Source organism: Shewanella mangrovisoli (assembly GCF_019457635.1).
GTDB classification, from domain to species: Bacteria; Pseudomonadota; Gammaproteobacteria; order Enterobacterales; family Shewanellaceae; genus Shewanella; species Shewanella mangrovisoli.
Genome location: NZ_CP080412.1, coordinates 3,013,966 through 3,033,687 on the forward strand (window position 1 = coordinate 3,013,966; position 19,722 = coordinate 3,033,687).

Here is a 19,722-nt window from a genome sequence, read left to right on the forward strand (position 1 = left end):
TCTTATAAGGGCTCCAGCACCAAGAGTCTGGAGGTGCCTTATCCCTAGAGCTTTATCATATGGCGATTTTGCTCAATTAACTTAGCGCCAATGCCAGAGACATTGGCTAGCTCATCAATGGCCTTAAATTTACCATTTTGCGTTCGATAGTCGATGATGGCCTGCGCCTTGGCCGCTCCAATGCCCTTAAGCAGCTGTAACTGTTCCGATGAAGCGGTATTGATATTTACCTGAGCCGAATCAGGCATGGCCTGCTTAGCATCGGTAGTGGCCTTTTTAACCTCTGTCTGAGCTTGCGCTTGAACTTTGCTAACATCTTTTGCGGGATCCGCCGCCATCGCAGGTAAAGCGAATAGGGTGGAAAATGCAATGGCACTCACCATCGCGGGTAAACGATGTGTTATTTTCATAATGCTTCCTCTTTCCTTGAAATTCGGCCTTTCGTCCTACTTCCGTGGCCTTCAATCAAACATAGACGAAGCTTTTATGAATTTCCAAACGGCTAAGTATAAAATATTATCTATGACTAAAATAGCCTGTTCCCTTGCGGGTTAATCCTTTCTAGAAAGCCAAAGGACGCCGTTAAGGCATCCTTTCGCGAAGTACCACAAACCATTACGCCAGCATCGCCAAGGCTTGGTTTAAATCCTCGATGATATCGTCGCAATCCTCTAAGCCGATTGAGAGCCGCAGTAAATTATCGCTTATTCCCGCTGCCTGGCGCGCCTCTGGCGTGTAGGGTGAGTGGGTCATGGAAGCTGGGTGCTGAATAAGGGATTCCGCATCCCCCAAACTTACAGCGATTGAAAACAGCTTAAGGTAACCCACAAAAGCCATCGCTTGCTCAAGAGAGGCGGCTAACTCAAAGGCAATCACGCCACCAGCTCTCGCCATCTGTCCACCGATAAATCGATGCCCTGAATGGGATTTAAGCCCGGGATAATACACCCGAGTCACTGCGGGATGTTGCTCCAAAAACTCGGCGACACGCTGCGCACTGTCACAATGGCGCTGCAAACGCACATCTAAGGTTTTTAGCCCTCGCAAAATCAGCCACGCATCGTGGGGAGACATCACAGCACCGATATCCTTTAGGATCTCATATTTCACTCTGTGCAGCTGCTCTTCACTGCCACACACGACGCCGGCAATTACATCGCCGTGCCCATTCAAGTACTTAGTTGCACTGTGTACCACTAAATCGATACCGAATGCTAAGGGTTGCTGCAGTAACGGTGTCATAAAAGTATTATCGACAATGCTGACAAGTTGATGCCGTTTCGCAATATCGGCAATACCTTTGAGATCAAACACCTGTAGATGAGGATTTACCGGGGTTTCGCAAAAAATCACTCGAGTGTTGGGTTTGATGGCCCGCTCAATGGCCGCTAAATCGGTAAAATCAACTAAGGTGACTTCGATGCCAAAACGGGCAAATTGGCTGGTCATAAGGGCAAAGGTGCAACCATAAACCGCATTGGAAGCCACTAAATGATCGCCCATCTGCAAGTTAGCCAGCAGCGCCGCCGACACAGCCCCCATGCCAGAGGCCGTTGCCGCCGCCGCTTCTGCGCCTTCTAAAACAGCCATTTTACGTTCCAGCTCGGCAACTGTAGGGTTACCTAGGCGAGTATAAATATAACCGGGTTCGTTGCCGGCAAATCGCTCGCCGCCTTGCTGCGCCGACTCAAAGACAAAGGTCGCCGTTTGATAAAGTGGCGTCACTAAAGTACCAAAGGCTTCTCGCTCATGCCCGGCATGAATGGCTTGGGTTGCGGCTTTCCACGGCTTGCTTGATTCATCTTGCATTGCTCACTCCTTGTTGTCGCAGTGCCTCATTCGCTTGTTGTTTCATTGTTCGTTTTAATGAGGCCATGCTTAGCGTCTTGATAAGTCCTATTGATAAGTTAATGAAACATTAGCCTTATCGAATAAGCACTAACATACCCCGCTAGGCGGGCGAAACCAGTGCCATGGTGAAAATAGCATCAGAGGTGCTGTAACTAAGTTGTTACATTCAAGGTTTTTTGGCAGACAATCAGCAATAAAAAATGCGCTAATAACAAAGTCATTAGCGCATTAGCATTTAGCCTAAAATGCACTCGCGGTGTAGTGCATTCGGTTAGGTTATTTCTCTTTGGGTGTTGAGCCTGTTTTAAGCTCTGCTGCCTCTAATGGGCTCTTAAGCGCATCACGTCCGTCTTTAGTCAATAACTTACCGGCAAACTGTTTAAGCTCGGTCAATAACTCTTGATGAACTTTGGACAATTTGGGGCGCTGCTCCTCCCTAAACTGAATAGGTCGACATAGCGCCATGGCTTGATACCCTAAGCGCGCCGTGAGCAGCCCGCCCCCTAAGCCTTGGGCAAGCCGTGCGGATAATTTCCCCGTCATCTCAAGCGACAGCAATTGGGTACCCAAATCGGTCACTAACTCGCTGGTACCGGCATAGATGATGTTGATGATGATGCTGCGAATGAGTTTAATCCGGCTCCAATAGCCTAACTCTATCCCATAACAGGCGGCGACATCCCGCAGCATGCGTTGGTTACGCCAAAGAATAATGGCCATATCCAATGCCGCCAATGGACTCGCGGCAAGCAACACGGCTGATTCGGCCGCGTATCGACGGACGATTTTTTTCGCCAGTTCATCCCGCTCAGTCAGCACTAAGTTCTCAAATAGCAGCACTTTTTCGGCGTCATTGTGCTCATCTTTGAGCGACTGACGTAGCCGCTGTAGCCCCTGACTATCGGGATAATGGCGCACTATGTTATTGATAAAACCATCGGCCTCCCCCATTTGCATACTGAGGGCAAGCCTTGCGCCCGACTCTTGCGTATCGGCAACCTGCTTGAGGCGTTTTAATTTACGGTATTCGCCCAAGGCTCCGACCATAGCCCAGCTGCCGACTAAACCGAGTACGGCGCCATAAAAGCTAAATAACCAAGGGCTTGCTAACCAAGCATCCCGCAAACCTAGTGCCGTTTGCACTAAAACCAGTAGCAATAACCCAATGACGGAAAAGCGCGCCAGCCAAGACCAACGGCGAGATTGATGCAATTGTGGCCGAATGGACGACACATCCAATGCTTGCGGATGGGCCGCCAAGGCATCATCGACAACCTCATCCACCGCTTTTAAGGGTGTCTGTGGTGCAAAGGCTTGGGCACTCTTAAGCTCATCTGACGCTGACTGGAGCTTGACCTTGTCAGAATCAAATACTTGTTGTTTTTTGAGCGGTTGGCTTTCAAGTGTATTTTCAGACATTGGCTTATCGAGCGCGTTTGTCTCTGACTCACTTGAAGCTGATAACGAATCTAAACTCATTCCAGTTTATCCCCCACGAGGTACTGCAGAAGGTGATCGAGACGGATATGGTCAAAATGCACCGCAGATGGATCGACATTGCTGTTATTCGGCGGAGCAAATCCCATAAAATGAAACCCTTGATCGCGCCAAAAGTTGGGCTCGGGTAAGCGAGTGGGCACTTCGCCGGGAAAAAGCGTCAAGGCTTGGCCGTTCAATCCAATCCCCTGCACGACTTCCACATCCCCTTCTTGAGTGGTCACCATGCCATGACGCGTCGCCTTAATGGCACTAATAGCCATAGTCTCGACTTTACAACCATCGAAACTGGCAAAGTGTTGGCTGTGTTTGAGCATATCGGTGAGCAGGGATAACACATGACTTTGTTGATCCCGCGTCACATGATCAACCTTACTGGCGGCAAATAATAATCTGTCTATCCGCGGCGCAAACAATCGGCGCAAGTAACTGGATTGACCGTATTGGAAGCTTTCCATAATGGCATTTAACGCCGCGCCCATATCCTCAAACTGGGTTTTGCCACGGTTTAAAGCGCTGAAGCAATCAACCAGTACTAACTGGCGATCAAACCCCGCAAAATGCTGTTTATAGAAAGGTTTTACTACCTTGGCGACATATTCTTGATAGCGTTTTTCTAGGACATGAAAGGCGCTGTGTTTATCGCTCTGCTTAAGCTCGCTCCACTGATTGTCAGTCACCGATAACAGCGGAAAAAATGCCAGCAGCGGCGCGCCTTCCCATTCCCCTGGTAATAACATCCGTCCGGGTTGCGCCTGATAATAGCCCTGCACATGCACTAAATCGTGCAATAGTTGCTGATACTCGTCGGCAATGCGTTTGAGCTGCAGTTCATCGGCCGCCTCGGTTAAATTGAGCGCACTTAACGAAGTTTGAAACTCAGCATATAAAGGCGAGCTTTTTAACACAGCGACACGTTGTTGCTGCGCGCTGCACCACTCGATAAAGCTTTGGCGTAGCATAGGTAAATCTAATAGCCACTCGCCGGGATAATCGACAATATCTAAATACAGCGTAGCGGTATCAGCAAACTTGGCCAGCAGCCCCTTCTGCGGCTGATATTTGATGGCTAAACGCAGCTCCGAAATCGTGCGGGTCGATGCTGGCCAAGTCGGAGGTGTCGAAGTAAGCGCTAACATGGCGCCCTGATAATCGAAGCTGGCAATTTCAAGATCCGGCTGCATCGCCCGCTTCACCCCGAGCAAACGTTGCTCACGGCTCACTTGCCACAGGGGTAAGGCATTCCCATGGCGGGAATGGGAGACCTGAGAAGCCGCGCCACTATTGAGTAGTTGATTGACTAATCCGGTAATAAATGCGGTTTTGCCCGCCCCCGATAACCCTGTTACCGCGAGTCGTAAATGCCTGTCAGCCGTTCTATGGAGCAGGGATTGGCTCTTCTGAGTTAATTTATGGAGCGAAACGTCAAGCATTCCCATAAGGATGTCCCTAAATGTTGAATGAGGTTAACTATACACTGGATTTGACGGGAGATTAAGCAACAAGGGCGGACATGGCCGCCCTTTAGAGGGATTACAAGCTATTGATTTGTCTTTTTAAATCAAAGTTATCAGATGTTACATGGCGTTCAAGGTTTTGCAGTCTCACCTCTAGGCTTCTAAATTGCCTGCTCACATCGCTCAGCGCTTGTTTAGCAGGCTCTCCCGATTGCCAAGGTTTCTTCTTCACCTCAATGTCATCCCTAACAGTACTATTTTGGGGTTTGATGTCGAGTATCACCCATAACGCAACATAGATGATAAACACGACGCCCGAACCACCTAATAGGAAGATAGAAACCGCAAGTACTCGCACTAACCATGTTTCAATTGCAAAGTATTCGGCTATCCCCGCACACACACCTGCGACTTTACCTGACTGGGGAATACGATACATAGTACGGCCACTAGTTCCTCTCATGTTTGCCCCTCCATTCAGGCGATTCTGAATCCAGAATGGCCTCTAAGGTTTCGATGCGTGCAGCCATCTTATCGGCTTTAGCAATCAAATCATTGAGCTGTGAAAACTCTTCCTCAGTGAGTCCCTGGCTCACTTGTCGCTTACTGCGATAATGAAGAACTAACCATATGGGCGCCACCACTATCATAAAGATGATAATTGGTGCCATTAGTATGTCCATATCCATAACTCACCTCTGAATTGTTATTCTTTTGACTTAGTCGCAGCTTTGCCTTTTACTTTGGCCTTTAATGCTTCCAGCTCGGCATTCACTGAATCTTCAGCTTCCAGTGCGGCAAACTCATCGGCTAAGGTCTTTTTATTACCCAGATCGTAGGATTCAACCTGCGCTTCTAACCCTTCGACACGGCGCTCATATTGCTCAAATTTCAGCATAGCGTTGTCGATTTTGCTTGAGTCTAACTGCTTCTTCACTTCTAAACGTGATGAGGCGGTTTGTTTACGCAAAATAATGGTCTTTTGGCGCGCCTTAGCATCCAGTAACTTTTCTTGCAGCAGGCTGACTTCATCCTTTAAGCGCACAATGTGCTCGTCGATCACTGCCAACTCTTGGTTTAAGGTATCCACTAAGCCCGCGGCTTTTTGTTTTTCAACTAAAGCTGCTTTGGCTAAATCTTCGCGATCCTTCGACAGTGCCAGCTCCGCTTTGTCTTGCCAATCTTGAACTTGTTCTTCAACACGGCTGATACGACGGATTAATTCTTTCTTTTCAGCTAACACTTTTGCTGATGTTGAACGAACTTCTACCAGTGTATCTTCCATCTCTTGGATAATCAGACGAACCATTTTTTCAGGGTCTTCTGCTTTATCGAGTAATGCGCTGATATTGGAGTTAATGATATCGGCGAAACGAGAGAAAATTCCCATAATGCTATCCTCAAATTGATGTTGGTCTCGCTTAGGGTAATACACTAAGTGTGCCAACTTTTATTTTATGTTTAAATTCATAAAGATAAACATATTTTTAACTTTTTCTTTATTTTATGGCTCAAGCCACTTATTATCATTTTCACCAAAATTTAGCGCGAAAGACTAAAAAATATCGTGGATAATAAATTTCAGCAAGACAACCTCATCGGCCAATCGAACGCCCTACTCGAAGTGTTAGAGCATGTGTCACAGATAGCGCCGCTCTCTAAACCTGTGCTCATTATTGGTGAACGGGGTACGGGTAAGGAGCTGATTGCTGAACGCTTACATTATCTGTCTAAACGCTGGGATCAAAGCTTTATTAAGCTAAATTGTTCATCTTTGAGTGAAAATTTGCTAGAAAGTGAATTATTCGGCCATGAGTCAGGTGCCTTTACCGGCGCCAAAGGCAAACACGAAGGCCGTTTTGAGCGCGCCGACGGTGGCACCCTGTTCCTCGATGAGTTAGCCAACACCTCGGGATTAATCCAAGAAAAACTGCTGCGGGTCATCGAATACGGTGAATTTGAACGGGTCGGCGGCAGTAAAACCATACAAGCGGATGTGCGCCTTATCTGCGCGGCTAACGAAGATTTACCTTCTCTCGCCGACGCCGGCGAATTTAGGGCCGACTTGCTCGACCGTCTAGCGTTCGATGTGATCACCTTGCCGCCACTGCGTTGTCGCCCCGAAGATATCATGACCTTAGCCGAATACTTTGCCGTGGGCATGGCGCGGCAACTTAAGCTGGAACTCTTCAGTGGCTTCAGTGCCAGCGCGGTCGAACAGCTGATGAGCCATGATTGGCCAGGGAATATCCGTGAACTAAAAAACGTCGTAGAGCGCAGTGTGTATCGCAACAGTGGTGAGAACCGCCCTATTGAGCAGATTATTCTCGACCCCTTTGCCTCTCCCTATCGCCCAACCACGCGAGTGCGTACCCGTGAGCGCCAAATCACGGCGCCTGAAGCGCCGCTGAGCGCGCCCGTGGTAACGTCGGCCAAAACCGATACCGACACGGCCGCCATTGCAGAGTCCATGACCAATCCGTTTAGTTTTCCTTTGGACTTTAAAGAGCAAACCGAACGTTATGAGATGGAGCTTATCCAACAAGCCTTGTCGGTCAGTCAGTACAATCAAAAGAAGACGGCTGAAATCCTTGGTTTAAGCTATCACCAGCTGCGCGGCATTCTGAAAAAGTACAATTTGCTCGATAAAGCATAAGCAGATTGCCCACGGGCGAGATGCACTGCTAAAATAGCCGTTCATAGTCGATAAAATAATGATTTATAAATGAGTGTGCTAATAAGACGCCTGTGCCTATCAACTGCAGTTTTCTGCATGAGTGGGTTGTTGGTTGCATGTGGCCCCCAACGACTCCCTTCTGGTTTGGTCTATTGTTCCGAAGGGAATCCCGAGTCTTTTAATCCGCAGTTGGTAACCTCTGGCACCACTATCGACGCGACCTCACACCAAATTTATAGCCGCTTAGTGGACTATGATGCTCTCTCAGGCCAGCTCGTGCCAGCACTTGCAACCAGTTGGGCCGAGAGCGACGATGGCTTAAGTTACCGTTTCACTCTCAGGGAAAATGTTAAGTTTCAACATTCATCCCGTTTTACCCCGAGTCGCGATTTTAATGCCGACGATGTGCTGTTTTCCTTCAATCGAATTATCGACAAACATCACCCTTACCATGGCGTATCACGTACCGGTTATCCCTTTTTCCAAAGTATTGGCTTTTCAGAACAAGTTAAAAGTGTCGAAAAAATCAATGATCACGAGGTGATCTTTCGGCTAGCGCGCAAAGATGCGTCGTTTTTATCGAATCTCGCCACTGACTTTGCAGTCATCCTCTCGAGCGAATATGCCGATCAGCAACTGGCACAGGGGCACCCTGAAAATCTCGATCATTTCGCCATCGGCACAGGGCCCTTTACCTTAGTGCATTACGCTAAAAACGAATATATTCGCTATCGCCGTAATCCCGACTTTTGGGGTGAGCCCGCTAAAGTCGATATGCTGGTCTACGATATCACCCCAAAAAGCACGGTGAGACTGGCAAAACTTATCGCCGGCGACTGCAGCGTATCGGCCCTGCCCAAGGCGGGAGAACTGCCCGTTATCAAACAACATGAACAGCTGAGCATTGAGTCTCAACCCGGTCTTAACGTCGCCTTTTGGGCCTTTAACACACAAAAACCTCCTTTAGATGATGTACGCGTGCGCCGCGCCCTCGCCTATGCCGTGGATAAGCAGAATATCTTACGTGCCGTATATCAAAACACCGCAATAGAAGCCATTGGAGTGCTGCCGCCAGCGTCTTGGGCCTACGACAGCAATAAAAAACTGTTAGATTACAATCCGCAAAAAGCGCGTGATTTGTTAAAAGAAGCGGGAATAAAAAATCTCAGCATCGATATCTGGGCCATGCCCGTCGCCCGCGCGTATAATCCTAATGCGTTAAAAACCGCCGAGTTAATTCAATCTGACTTGGCCAATATCGGCGTTAAGGTCAATATTATCAGTTACGATTGGAGCGTCTTTAGCCAAAGATTGAGCCGAGATGAATATGACTCAGTCCTTATCGGCTGGAACGCCGATAACAGTGACCCCGATAACTTCTTCACTCCCTTGTTGAGTTGCTCGGCGATGCAATCAAACAACAACCGCTCTCGCTGGTGCAATAAAGAGTTTGATGCCATTCTAGACAGAGCAAGGGAAGTCTCGACTCAGGCCGAGCGCAAGGAGATTTACCAAGAGGCCGAAGCTTTCTTAGCCGAGCAAGTGCCGATGTTGAGTCTGGCCCACTCCAAGCGAGTCGCACTCACTCGCAGCAATATCCATGATATGCAGTTAACCCCCTTTGGCGGCATCTCATTTGCCCGAACCAGCCAAGCTGAGCAGGAGACACACTGATGTTCAGATACCTGTTACGGCGCCTCAATCTGTTTCTTGCCACTTCGCTCGTGATGGTCGGTGTGTTGTTTTATGCAACAGGGTTATTTCCTGTTGAGCGCACCTTCGCCCTCACGGGGATCCATGCACCATCAGAGAGTCAACTGGTGCAAATTGAGCAGGACTATAAGTTAGATAGCAATAAAGCCATGCAGTTTATTGCTTATTTACAGCAGAGGCTGAGCGGCAATTTGGGCGTCTCCGTCACTTCGCATCAGAGTGTGGCCGAAGAACTAAGCTCTGTGCTACCCGCCTCCTTCGAACTTGCGGTTATGGCGGCCGTGATAGCCATTGGTTTAGGTGTGCCGCTTGGCGTGTTGGCCTCCCAGAGCCAACATAAACTTACCCAAAATACCATTATGGCGATTACCCTGACGGGCTATTCCGTTCCTGTATTCTGGTTAGGTTTGTATTTGTCACTCTGGTTTGGAGTCGACCTAGGCTGGCTGCCAATCTCGGGGCAACTCAATCTGTTATATGAGATAAAACCTGTTACCGGATTTATGTTGGTCGACATTTTGCTGTCTGATTCGGAATATCGCATATCGGCCTTTAAAGATGCCTTATTGCATATCGTCCTGCCAGCCACCACACTCGCAGTGCTGCCTTTTACCGTGGTCGTGCGTAGCACGCGCTCGGCGATGATGAATGTGATGAACCAAACCTTTATCCGCGCCGCAGAAGCCAGAGGCATGCACACCAACACCATTATTTTGCGCCACGCCTTACCCAACGCGCTGATCCCCGTATTGAAGCACTTAGGATTAATGCTCGGAGCATTTGCGAGCTATGCGATTGTTGTTGAAATGATTTTCTCTTGGCCGGGTGTAGGTTCTTGGTTGGTGTCGGGTATTTATCAGCGGGATTATACGGTTATCCAAGGCGGGATTTTAGCCGTGGCCTTGTTGATCATCTTTTTAAGTATTTTGATTGAAGTGCTGCATACCGTCTTCAATCCCTTGAGCAGAAAAGATCTTTATGCCTCCAATTAAAATTTATCAGGAAGATCAAATCGCCTCGCCGATGATGCGAGTCTGGCAGAATTTTTCGGCAAACCCCTTTGCCTTGGCGGGTTTGTGGACCATTGCTTTTCTGCTGCTGCTCACCCTGTTTGGACCTATGATAGCCCCCTTCTCACCCGAGGCGCAGGATCCGCGCGCATTGCTGTTACCGCCCTCTTGGGACCCTTCGGGCACAGTGGCACACTTTTTAGGTACAGACGATCTGGGCCGTGACATCTTTAGCCGCTTGCTACATGGCGCGCATTTAACCTTCGGCATGGCGCTGATGATTGTCGGCACCGCGCTGTTTATGGGTTTCATCATAGGCTCGCTCTCAGGCATGATGCGCGGCTTAAAGTCCAGTATCTTGGGGCATTTGCTCGATGCATTGCTGTCAATCCCCTCACTATTAATGGCGATTTTAGTGGTTGCAGTGATGGGGCCAGGGCTTGAAAACGTCTTCTGGGCCGTCGGTATTGCCTTAACGCCGCAGTTTGTGCGCTCAATTCATCAATCGGTGCATGAAGAGTTACAAAAAGAATATGTGACTGCCGCCCGTTTAGACGGCGCCAATTCGCTGCAGATTTTTTGGTATGTGATCATGCCAAACGTGTGGGAAGTAGTGATTATTCAAACCACCTTAGCCATTTCTGCCGCGATTTTAGATATTGCCGCCCTTGGCTTTTTAAGCCTTGGCGCCCAAGCTCCCAGTCCTGAATGGGGTGCAATGGTCGCCCAGGGCATGGATAATTTATTGACCGCACCTTGGACTGTGACCATTCCAGGGCTGGCGATTCTTTTTAGTGTGCTCGCCATTAACTTGGTGGGCGATGGCTTGAGATCGGCGCTTGCGCCCATCAGAAACTAACCTATGCCATTACTCGACGTTAGAAACCTGACCATTGAGCTCGACACGCCCCACGGCAGAGTTCGCGCCCTTGAGAAAGTGAGTTTGACCCTGAACGCGGGGGAAATCCACGGTCTCGTGGGTGAATCGGGCTCGGGCCGCAGTCTGCTCGCCAGAGCCATTCTTGGGATCCCAGGCCCCAATTGGACCATTACCGCCGACCGCATGATGTGGGATGGTAATAATCTGATGGCCATGACCTCGAAGGAGCGCCGTAATCTGATGGGCTCGGATATGGCGATGATCTTCCAAGACCCGTCAGGCAGCCTTGACCCTTCGCAAACCGTGGGCAGTCAGTTGATGCAGGCCATGCCTAAGAATCCGAAGGCTTATTTTTGGCAAAAACACAAACATGCCAAACTCACGGCACAAAAATGGTTGCATAAGGTCGGGATTAAAAATCCGCAAAAAGTGATGTCGAGCTATGCTTGGGAGCTTTCGGAAGGCGAATGCCAAAAAGTGATGATCGCCATGGCGATTGCCAACCAACCGCGATTATTGATTGCCGACGAACCGACCAACTCGATGGAGCTGAGCACTCAGGCGCAGATTTTCCGTTTACTGTCACAGCTTAACCAACTGCAAAACGTGTCGATTTTAATCATCAGCCACGAGCTTGAAACGCTGGCTCAGTGGTGCGATCACCTATCCGTGCTCTATTGCGGCCAAGTGATGGAATCTGGCCCAACGGAAGAACTGATCAATCAGCCGTATCATCCTTACACTAAGGCACTCTTGGATAATATGCCGGATTACTCGGGGATAGAGGCGCACAAGGCCATCATGCCGACTCTGCCAGGCTCGGCCCCCGCCCTGCAGCATCTGCCCATTGGTTGTCGCCTAGGGCCAAGATGCCCTGAGGCACAAAAGAAATGCGTTAATCAGCCAAGTTTGAGTCATTTACGCGACCGCTACTTTGCCTGCCATTTCCCTTACCACGGTGAAACGACAAATGACGACCCCACTGCTTAAAGTTAACGATCTCTTTAAGAGGTACGATACCGGCTATAAAGGCTTTACCCGCCAATATAACGATGCCTTAGCCCCGGTTTCCTTTGAATTAAACCGCGGTGAAACCCTAGCGATTGTGGGTGAAGCGGGTTCAGGTAAGAGTACGTTAGCGCGTATTTTGGTGGGCGCAGAGCCCCGCAGCGGCGGTGAAATTTACTTTGAGGGCGAAGCCCTTGATAGTCGCAATATTAAGCAGCGCTGTCGCCTTATTCGGATGATTTTCCAAGATCCCAATACCTCACTCAACCCAAGGCTCACCATTGGCCAATTACTAGATGAACCGCTGCGCTTTAACACTGAGTTATCCGCCAAGGAGCGTAGTGGCCAAGTGATCGATACCTTAAGGAAGGTCGGTTTATTACCCGAGCATGCGGATTTTTATCCCCATATGATTTCCGAAGGTCAAAAACAGCGGGTTGCGGTGGCACGGGCGCTGATGCTCAATCCGAAGATTATCATCGCCGATGAAGCCTTAACCGCCTTGGATCTCTCGGTACGCTCACAGATCCTTAATCTGCTGCTCAAATTGCAGAAGGACTTAGGCTTGTCCTATATCTTCGTGTCCCATAACCTCAATATTATTCGCCATGTCAGCGATAAAATTATGGTGTTACACAAAGGGGTGATGGTTGAGAAAGCCCCAACAGAACAGATATTTAATTCGCCTCAGCACGAATATACCCAAAGGCTGATTCAGGAGCAGAGCCTGTTTGTTCATAAGCGTTAAACTGCTCCAACCACTTAAATATTCAGGCGAATTGGCTAAAAATAGATGCCATTTAGCCGCCGAAGTATTTATCCTATTGGTCATTTTGATAGAAGAAGCTTAAACATGATTATCAAACCCAAAATTCGTGGATTCATTTGTACCACAACTCATCCCGTTGGTTGTGAAGCTAACGTTCAAGAGCAAATTGCTTTAACCAAAGCCAAAGGCAAAATCGCCAACGGCCCAAAGAAAGTGCTTGTTGTTGGTTCATCGAGTGGCTATGGCCTGTCTTCACGCATTGCCGCCGCCTTCGGCAGCGATGCTGCAACCATTGGTGTGTTCTTCGAAAAGCCTGGTACTGAAGCGAAACCTGGTACTGCAGGCTGGTACAACTCTGCCGCTTTCGACAAGTTTGCCAAAGCTGAAGGTTTGTACTCTAAGAGCATCAACTGCGATGCTTTCAGCCATGAAGCTAAGCAAAAAGTTATCGAGCTTATCAAGCAAGATTTAGGTCAAGTGGACATGGTGGTCTATTCATTAGCATCGCCCGTGCGCAAACTGCCTGACTCAGGCGAGCTAGTGCGTTCTGCACTCAAGCCAATCGGTGAAGTGTATACAGCGACTGCCGTTGATACCAACAAAGACTGCATTATCGAAGCCACCGTTGAGCCTGCGACTGAGCAAGAAATTGCCGATACTGTCACTGTGATGGGTGGTCAAGATTGGGAACTGTGGATTAACGCACTCGCCGAGGCTGGTGTATTAAGCGATAACTGCAAAACCGTAGCCTACAGCTATATCGGCACTGAGTTAACCTGGCCAATCTACTGGCACGGCGCATTAGGTCAAGCCAAGATGGACTTAGACCGTGCGGCTAAAGCCTTAAATGATAAACTCGTGGCCAAAGGCGGCAGCGCTAACGTTGCCGTGCTCAAAAGCGTTGTCACCCAAGCCAGCTCTGCCATCCCAGTGATGCCACTGTATATTGCGATGGTATTTAAGAAGATGCGCCAAGAAGGCCTGCACGAAGGCTGTATGGAACAAATCTACCGCATGTTCAGCGAGCGTCTGTTCCGTGCCGATGGTGCAAAACCTGAGACCGACAGCGACAACCGTCTGCGTTTAGACGATTGGGAACTGCGCGAAGATATCCAGCAGCATTGCCGTGATCTGTGGCCACAAGTGACCACTGAAAATCTGTCAGAGCTAACCGATTATCAAGAATATAAAGCCGAGTTCATTAAACTGTTCGGCTTTGGCATCGAAGGTATCGACTACGATGCTGATGTTAATCCATACGTTGAGTTCGATGTGATCGAGCTGTAATCGTCGCGATGACAGCTTACCTTTAAACGCCACCCTCGGGTGGCGTTTTTATTTGCTGCAAACCCACGGCAATAGGCTAAACTAGCATGACCATTCAAACACTAACTAAGGACAAAGAATGAAGATCAGTGCACGTAATACCCTGAGTGGCACTATTACCGCGATTGAAATTGGTTCTGTAAACAACGAAATCACTATCGAACTGGCACCGGGCGTAGTGTTAACCTCTGTCGTGACTAAAGCTTCCTGTGAGCGTTTAAACTTGAAGGTGGGTGATTCGGCTTACGCACTCATTAAAGCCAGCAGCGTGATGATTGGCGTGGATGATTAAGCGGCTAATATAGCGCCCAGAACATTTGATAACGCGGTTTCAAGACAAACAAAAAGGCCAAGTAAACACTTGGCCTTTTCTATTTGCTTCGCGAAAGCTTTTATTGCTTCGCCAATATAAGGGATAAGCTTAGTTATCCCTCATCATTAACCTTCTACAGGGTAATGAACTTTCGCATTCGCTTTCAGTGACTCAATCAGACCACGGTAATCCGCTTCGCTGTATTGTGCATTTAAGCGTTGTTTCAGCGCATTGACTAACTCATCGCTAACAGACTCTGCCGCGTTCACTTTATCCAGAGCAATCACAGCGTAGCCATTGGCTAAAGCAACAGTGTCAACCACAGGTGCAGCACTCGGCGTTGGCATTTGGAAGGCTTTGCCTACAATGGCTGCATCTACGTCTTGTGCGCCACGGCCCAGTTTAGTCTTAGCCGTTAAAGTCACATCAGTCGCGCCCGCTTTAACTTGGGTCATCAGCTCTTGTGCCTTAGCTCGTGCCGCTTCGTTCGCTTGATCTTGCTTCAAACGCTCAGCGATGTCTGCCTTCACTTCGGCTAATGGCATAGTGCCCGCATCGTGATGTTCCTTCATACGGATAACCACAACATGGTTTGGCTCAAGCTCGATGACTTCACTGTTTAGACCTTGGCGTAAAACCGTGTCAGAGAACGCCGCTTTAACTACGTCAGGCTTGTTCAATGCCGCTGGCACATCATCACGTGAGAACATTGGCGTAGTCTTAATCTCAACACCCACCACTTTTGCGGTTTCGGCTAAGGTATCAGGCACTTCGTAGCTGGTATCAGCCAGTTTGCTTTGTAAGCTATAGAATTGATCGACCGCTTTTTTCTCTTGCAGCTGAGCCACAATCTTCGCTTTCACATCCGCAAATGGCACGGTAGTACCAGGTTGAACGTCTAACAGTTTGATGATGTGGAAACCAAAATCCGTTTTCACAACACCAGAATGCTGACCTTTTTGCAGTGCAAACAGTGCAGTATCAAAGCTTGGGTCCATGACACCGGGTTCAAACCAGTCTAATTTACCGCCCTGCTCCGCACTTAAGGTATCTTCAGAGTTGGCTTTAGCTAACTCTGCAAAATCAGCACCGTTATCTAACTGCTTAGCCAAATCTTCAGCCTTGGCTTTCGCCGCCGCTTCATCGCTGCCTGGACCAATCAGAATGTGCGCCGCTAAACGTTTCTCGTTAGACACATATTGCGTCTTATGTTCATCGTAGTAAGTCTGAGCTTCTTCATCGGTCACTTTGCTGTCTTTAGCAAAATCAGCCGCGTTTAACTCGACATACTCTAAGCTCACCTTCTCAGGGCTCATAAACTGGCCTTGATTAGTGTCGTAGTAGTTTTTAACTTGCTCGTCTGTCACAGAGGCATTCGCAAGGAATGGCGCAGAATCGACGACTAAGTAGCGAATGTCGCGAGTTTGACCTTGCAGCTCAGCTAATTGCTTAGCTTCACCAGGTAATACGAATTCAGTGCCCACTAACGCCGCAGTTAACTGACGACGGGTCATATCGACACGCATCATGCTTCTGAAAGTTTGTGGCTGATAGCCTAACTGACGCAAAATCGCTTGATAACGGTCGTTATCGAATTTGCCATCGGTTTGGAAAGCGGGTTCTGATTTAATCGCCGTGATAATTTGCTCGTCAGACACACGTAGCCCCATCGCGGCGGCAGCTTGGTCAATCAATTTATCGGCCACTAAACGTTCGAGTACGCTCTGCTTGATGCTTTCTAGGTATCTTTCGTCGGCAGATAACGCAGCAAACATTTCGCCCAGTTGTTGCTCCATACGAGCGCGTTCGCTCTGATAGGCCTGCTCTAACTCGGCTTTAGTGATTTTGTCACCGTTGACTTCTGCGGCAGGGACGTCCGATTTTGAGCCTAAATAGCTACTCACGCCTGCAAATGCAAAAGATAAAATCACAAGTACGAGAATGCCTTTAGCAATCACGCCTTGCGAACCGTCGCGGATCTTTTCTAACATCAGATTTCTCGCTCGTTGCGATTAACAAAATAAAAAGGCGCATCAACTTGAGATGCGCCTTTCTGTAATTTATGGGGATTATTCAGACGCTACCACTGGTAAGTGCTAAAACCCCGAGTAATGGTAGAAATTGTGCTTCAAAATCCATTACTTTCAATTCGTAAAAAGCACTGTTTAAACAGTGCTTATCATTACGAACGCCTTACAAAGGCTACGATATCAAAAATTAATTGACAGCGTCTTTCAGAGCTTTACCAGCTTTGAATGCTGGAATTTTTGCTGCTGCGATTTTGATTTCTTGACCCGTTTGTGGGTTGCGACCAGTACGCTCAGCACGTTCACGCACTTCAAAAGTACCAAAACCAACAAGAGAAATTTTATCGCCTTCTTTCAGACCTTCGGTCACAGCAGCGATAAAAGAATCCAGTGCACGGCCAGCAGCGGCTTTAGAAATGTCAGCACCAGAAGCGATTTTCTCGATTAGTTCAGATTTGTTCATGTCATCCCCTTGAATGTAATTTTTTTGCGCCGCAACCAAATCCGTCTCTAGAGCGGTCTGCGGAGGCTTTTATAACAAGCTTGAATTCAAAGTTCAAGCTGAGTTCGAAAACCAAAGAAATAAAACTGGATACAGCTCAAAGCCAGTTGCGCCAAGGGCTTGGAGCAACCGACTCTCCACAGACCTAGGCTACCACAGGTCTGCGCTTTGTTAAGCCCCTTTTTTCATTTTTTTTAGCGTGATAGCGCATTTTCTTGCGTTATGCCAAGTTTTTAACCACTTCGAAGCCTTCAACCGGTCTTTCCAGCGCCAGTTTTAACACTTCGTCGACCCAACGCACGGGACGAATTTCCAGATCGGCAATCACATTGGCAGGAATTTCTTCCAGATCACGCTCGTTTTCTTTTGGAATAAGTACCAATTTAATGCCACCACGGTGTGCCGCGAGCAGTTTTTCTTTTAAACCGCCAATAGGTAACACTTCTCCGCGTAAGGTAATTTCACCCGTCATCGCCACATCGGCGCGCACAGGATTACCCGTTAAGCTAGACACTAATGCAGTACACATTGCCGCGCCCGCAGATGGACCATCTTTTGGCGTCGCCCCTTCTGGCACGTGAACATGGATATCCCGCTTCTCATAAAAGTCGCCATTGATACCTAATTGTTCCGCACGGGCACGCACGACCGTCATCGCCGCTTGAATCGACTCTTGCATCACATCGCCAAGTGAGCCAGTGTAGGTCAACTTGCCTTTGCCGGGCACAGAGGTCGCTTCAATGGTGAGCAGATCGCCACCCACTTCGGTCCACGCCAAACCTGTGACTTGACCGATTTGGTTGTTCGACTCCGCCTTACCATAGTCAAAACGCTGCACACCGAGGAAAGACTTGAGATTGTCCGCAGTAACAGTGACTGACTTGATAGACTTATCCAGCAGGATCATTTTCACGACCTTGCGGCAAATCTTCGACAATTCACGCTCTAATGCACGCACACCGGCTTCACGGGTGTAGTAGCGGATAATGCCAACTATCGCACTGTCCTCAATGTGAATTTCGTTCGCTTTAAGACCGTTACGCTCGATTTGCTTGGTCAGTAAATGCTGCTTAGCGATATTGAGCTTCTCATCTTCGGTGTAACCCGACAGACGAATAACTTCCATACGGTCCAGCAATGGGCCAGGAATATTCATCGAGTTCGAGGTCGCCACGAACATCACATCGGATAAGTCGTAATCGACTTCGAGGTAATGGTCGTTAAAAGTCGCGTTTTGTTCAGGATCAAGCACCTCTAACAGTGCTGACGCTGGGTCGCCGCGCATATCCGAGCTCATTTTGTCGATTTCATCGAGCAAGAATAAGGGGTTTTTCACGCCCACTTTCGCCATCTTTTGAATGACTTTACCCGGCATTGAGCCAATGTAAGTACGGCGATGACCACGGATTTCCGCTTCATCACGCACGCCGCCTAAGGCAACACGCACATACTTACGACCAGTTGCTTTCGCAATCGATTGACCTAATGAGGTTTTACCTACCCCTGGTGGGCCGACTAAGCACAGGATAGGCCCCTTAAGTTGACGCACACGGCTCTGCACTGCCAAGTATTCCAGAATACGGTCTTTGACCTTTTCCAGACCATAGTGGTCGGTATCCAGCACTTCTTGAGCTTTGGCTAAATCGCGTTTGATTTTAGAGCGTTGACTCCAAGGCACAGAGGTCATCCAATCCACGTAACTGCGAACTACGGTCGCTTCGGCAGACATAGGTGACATCATGCGTAATTTATTCAGCTCGGCGACGGCCTTCTCTTTGGCATCGCTCGGCATGTTGGCTTCTTCAATCTTACGATTTAAGACTTCAAACTCATCGTGGCCTTCGTCTAAGTCACCCAATTCTTTTTGGATGGCTTTCATCTGTTCGTTCAGATAATACTCACGCTGGCTCTTTTCCATCTGTTTTTTAACGCGGGTACGGATACGTTTCTCGACCTGTAGCAGGTCAATTTCCGACTCCATCATCGCCATTAAATATTCCAGACGCTCACCGACGTTCGTCATCTCCAGCACGGACTGTTTGTCCTCAAGCTTGAGTGGCATGTGGGCCGCCATGGTATCGGCAAGGCGCGCCGCTTCATCGATGCCCGAGAGTGAGGTCAAGACTTCAGGTGGGATCTTCTTGTTGAGCTTGATATAGCCTTCAAATTGGCCAATCGCGCTACGAACCAAGACTTCCTCTTCTTTATCTTCTAAAGGCTCAGACTCGAGATATTCCGCCTTAGCCACAAAGAAATCCGCTTCTTGGGTATAACGGGTAATACGGGCGCGGCGACCACCTTCGACCAGTACTTTTACCGTACCGTCAGGCAGTTTAAGCAGCTGCAGAATAGATGCCACTGTACCGACTTCAAAGATATCGTCTTTGGTCGGCTCGTCTAACTCAGCGTCACGCTGAGCGACTAAAATAATTTGCTTATCCTGGGCCATTGCCGTTTCGAGACAACGAATCGATTTTTCTCGGCCAACGAACAACGGAATTACCATATGGGGATAGACCACCACATCTCTCAGTGGTAGCACGGGGAGTTCGATATGCGCTTCACGCTCTAAGGTCATAGTTCGATTCCGTTTAGATGAAAGGGATTAGTTAAGGAGTATATTGGGGCGCTTTACAGGGTTTCAATGGGCAAAATAAAAAAAGGAGCCCGATGGACTCCTTGATTTTCAGAT

The 19,722-nt window shown here is 48.5% G+C and carries 18 protein-coding genes; 8 read left to right on the forward strand and 10 right to left on the reverse strand.

From position 1 onward, the window contains the following. Positions 1 to 44: 44 nt before the first annotated feature. From K0H60_RS13325 to pspA, 7 genes are all read right to left on the reverse strand, one after another. Positions 45 to 410: a ComEA family DNA-binding protein gene (locus K0H60_RS13325; protein ID WP_088210749.1), complete on the reverse strand. Its 366-nt coding sequence runs from the start codon at positions 408 to 410 to the stop codon at positions 45 to 47. Between the two features lie 205 nt (positions 411 to 615). After that, on the reverse strand, positions 616 to 1,809 hold the full coding sequence (gene megL, locus K0H60_RS13330; protein ID WP_220056025.1) for a methionine gamma-lyase: 1,194 nt from the start codon (positions 1,807 to 1,809) through the stop codon (positions 616 to 618). A 318-nt stretch (positions 1,810 to 2,127) separates the two neighbouring features. After that, entirely contained in the window at positions 2,128 to 3,330 is a 1,203-nt protein-coding gene (locus K0H60_RS13335) for a TIGR01620 family protein (protein WP_220056026.1), read from the reverse strand. Beyond that, positions 3,327 to 4,787, reverse strand: coding sequence for a YcjX family GTP-binding protein (locus tag K0H60_RS13340; protein WP_220056027.1), 1,461 nt, complete (start codon positions 4,785 to 4,787; stop codon positions 3,327 to 3,329). The genes K0H60_RS13335 and K0H60_RS13340 overlap by 4 nt, the downstream gene beginning before the upstream one ends. A gap of 94 nt (positions 4,788 to 4,881) precedes the next feature. Then, complete coding sequence (gene pspC / locus K0H60_RS13345) at positions 4,882 to 5,268, reverse strand: envelope stress response membrane protein PspC (RefSeq protein ID WP_011717538.1); 387 nt, start codon at positions 5,266 to 5,268, stop codon at positions 4,882 to 4,884. Continuing rightward, positions 5,255 to 5,494, reverse strand: coding sequence for an envelope stress response membrane protein PspB (pspB, locus tag K0H60_RS13350; protein WP_011071929.1), 240 nt, complete (start codon positions 5,492 to 5,494; stop codon positions 5,255 to 5,257). The genes pspC and pspB overlap by 14 nt, the downstream gene beginning before the upstream one ends. Before the next feature lie 17 nt (positions 5,495 to 5,511). Beyond that, positions 5,512 to 6,195: a phage shock protein PspA gene (pspA, locus tag K0H60_RS13355; protein WP_011717539.1), complete on the reverse strand. Its 684-nt coding sequence runs from the start codon at positions 6,193 to 6,195 to the stop codon at positions 5,512 to 5,514. A gap of 177 nt (positions 6,196 to 6,372) precedes the next feature. On the opposite strand from pspA, the gene pspF reads away from it, so the two are divergent. From pspF to K0H60_RS13395, 8 genes are all read left to right on the forward strand, one after another. Next, on the forward strand, positions 6,373 to 7,461 hold the full coding sequence (gene pspF / locus K0H60_RS13360) for a phage shock protein operon transcriptional activator (protein ID WP_220056028.1): 1,089 nt from the start codon (positions 6,373 to 6,375) through the stop codon (positions 7,459 to 7,461). Between the two features lie 69 nt (positions 7,462 to 7,530). Next, positions 7,531 to 9,156, forward strand: coding sequence for an ABC transporter substrate-binding protein SapA (gene sapA, locus K0H60_RS13365; protein ID WP_220056029.1), 1,626 nt, complete (start codon positions 7,531 to 7,533; stop codon positions 9,154 to 9,156). Next, positions 9,156 to 10,187 carry an ABC transporter permease gene (locus K0H60_RS13370; protein WP_011623239.1) on the forward strand — a complete coding sequence of 344 codons (1,032 nt, stop codon included), beginning with the start codon at positions 9,156 to 9,158 and terminating at the stop codon, positions 10,185 to 10,187. Before sapA ends, K0H60_RS13370 begins: the two co-directional genes overlap by 1 nt. Further along, a complete protein-coding gene (locus tag K0H60_RS13375) occupies positions 10,174 to 11,064 on the forward strand; it encodes an ABC transporter permease subunit (protein ID WP_011623240.1) in 891 nt (296 codons plus the stop codon). The genes K0H60_RS13370 and K0H60_RS13375 overlap by 14 nt, the downstream gene beginning before the upstream one ends. Before the next feature lie 3 nt (positions 11,065 to 11,067). Then, complete coding sequence (locus K0H60_RS13380; RefSeq protein ID WP_023267527.1) at positions 11,068 to 12,075, forward strand: peptide ABC transporter ATP-binding protein; 1,008 nt, start codon at positions 11,068 to 11,070, stop codon at positions 12,073 to 12,075. Continuing rightward, positions 12,056 to 12,841: a peptide ABC transporter ATP-binding protein gene (locus K0H60_RS13385; RefSeq protein ID WP_011717543.1), complete on the forward strand. Its 786-nt coding sequence runs from the start codon at positions 12,056 to 12,058 to the stop codon at positions 12,839 to 12,841. The genes K0H60_RS13380 and K0H60_RS13385 overlap by 20 nt, the downstream gene beginning before the upstream one ends. 105 nt (positions 12,842 to 12,946) lie before the next feature. Next, the gene (gene fabV / locus K0H60_RS13390) at positions 12,947 to 14,149 is read left to right on the forward strand and encodes an enoyl-ACP reductase FabV (protein ID WP_220056030.1); all 1,203 of its coding nucleotides are present in this window, start codon (positions 12,947 to 12,949) and stop codon (positions 14,147 to 14,149) included. 118 nt (positions 14,150 to 14,267) lie between these two features. Then, positions 14,268 to 14,480, forward strand: coding sequence for a TOBE domain-containing protein (locus tag K0H60_RS13395; RefSeq protein ID WP_011717545.1), 213 nt, complete (start codon positions 14,268 to 14,270; stop codon positions 14,478 to 14,480). A gap of 146 nt (positions 14,481 to 14,626) precedes the next feature. On the opposite strand, the gene ppiD is transcribed toward K0H60_RS13395, so the two are convergent. The 3 genes from ppiD to lon form a co-directional block, all read right to left on the reverse strand. Beyond that, complete coding sequence (ppiD, locus tag K0H60_RS13400; protein WP_220056031.1) at positions 14,627 to 16,492, reverse strand: peptidylprolyl isomerase; 1,866 nt, start codon at positions 16,490 to 16,492, stop codon at positions 14,627 to 14,629. Positions 16,493 to 16,718: 226 nt separating this feature from the next. After that, positions 16,719 to 17,006, reverse strand: coding sequence for a nucleoid-associated protein HU-beta (gene hupB, locus K0H60_RS13405; protein WP_254915710.1), 288 nt, complete (start codon positions 17,004 to 17,006; stop codon positions 16,719 to 16,721). A 244-nt stretch (positions 17,007 to 17,250) separates the two neighbouring features. Next, positions 17,251 to 19,608 carry an endopeptidase La gene (lon, locus tag K0H60_RS13410; RefSeq protein WP_086902562.1) on the reverse strand — a complete coding sequence of 786 codons (2,358 nt, stop codon included), beginning with the start codon at positions 19,606 to 19,608 and terminating at the stop codon, positions 17,251 to 17,253. Positions 19,609 to 19,722 lie beyond the last annotated feature (114 nt).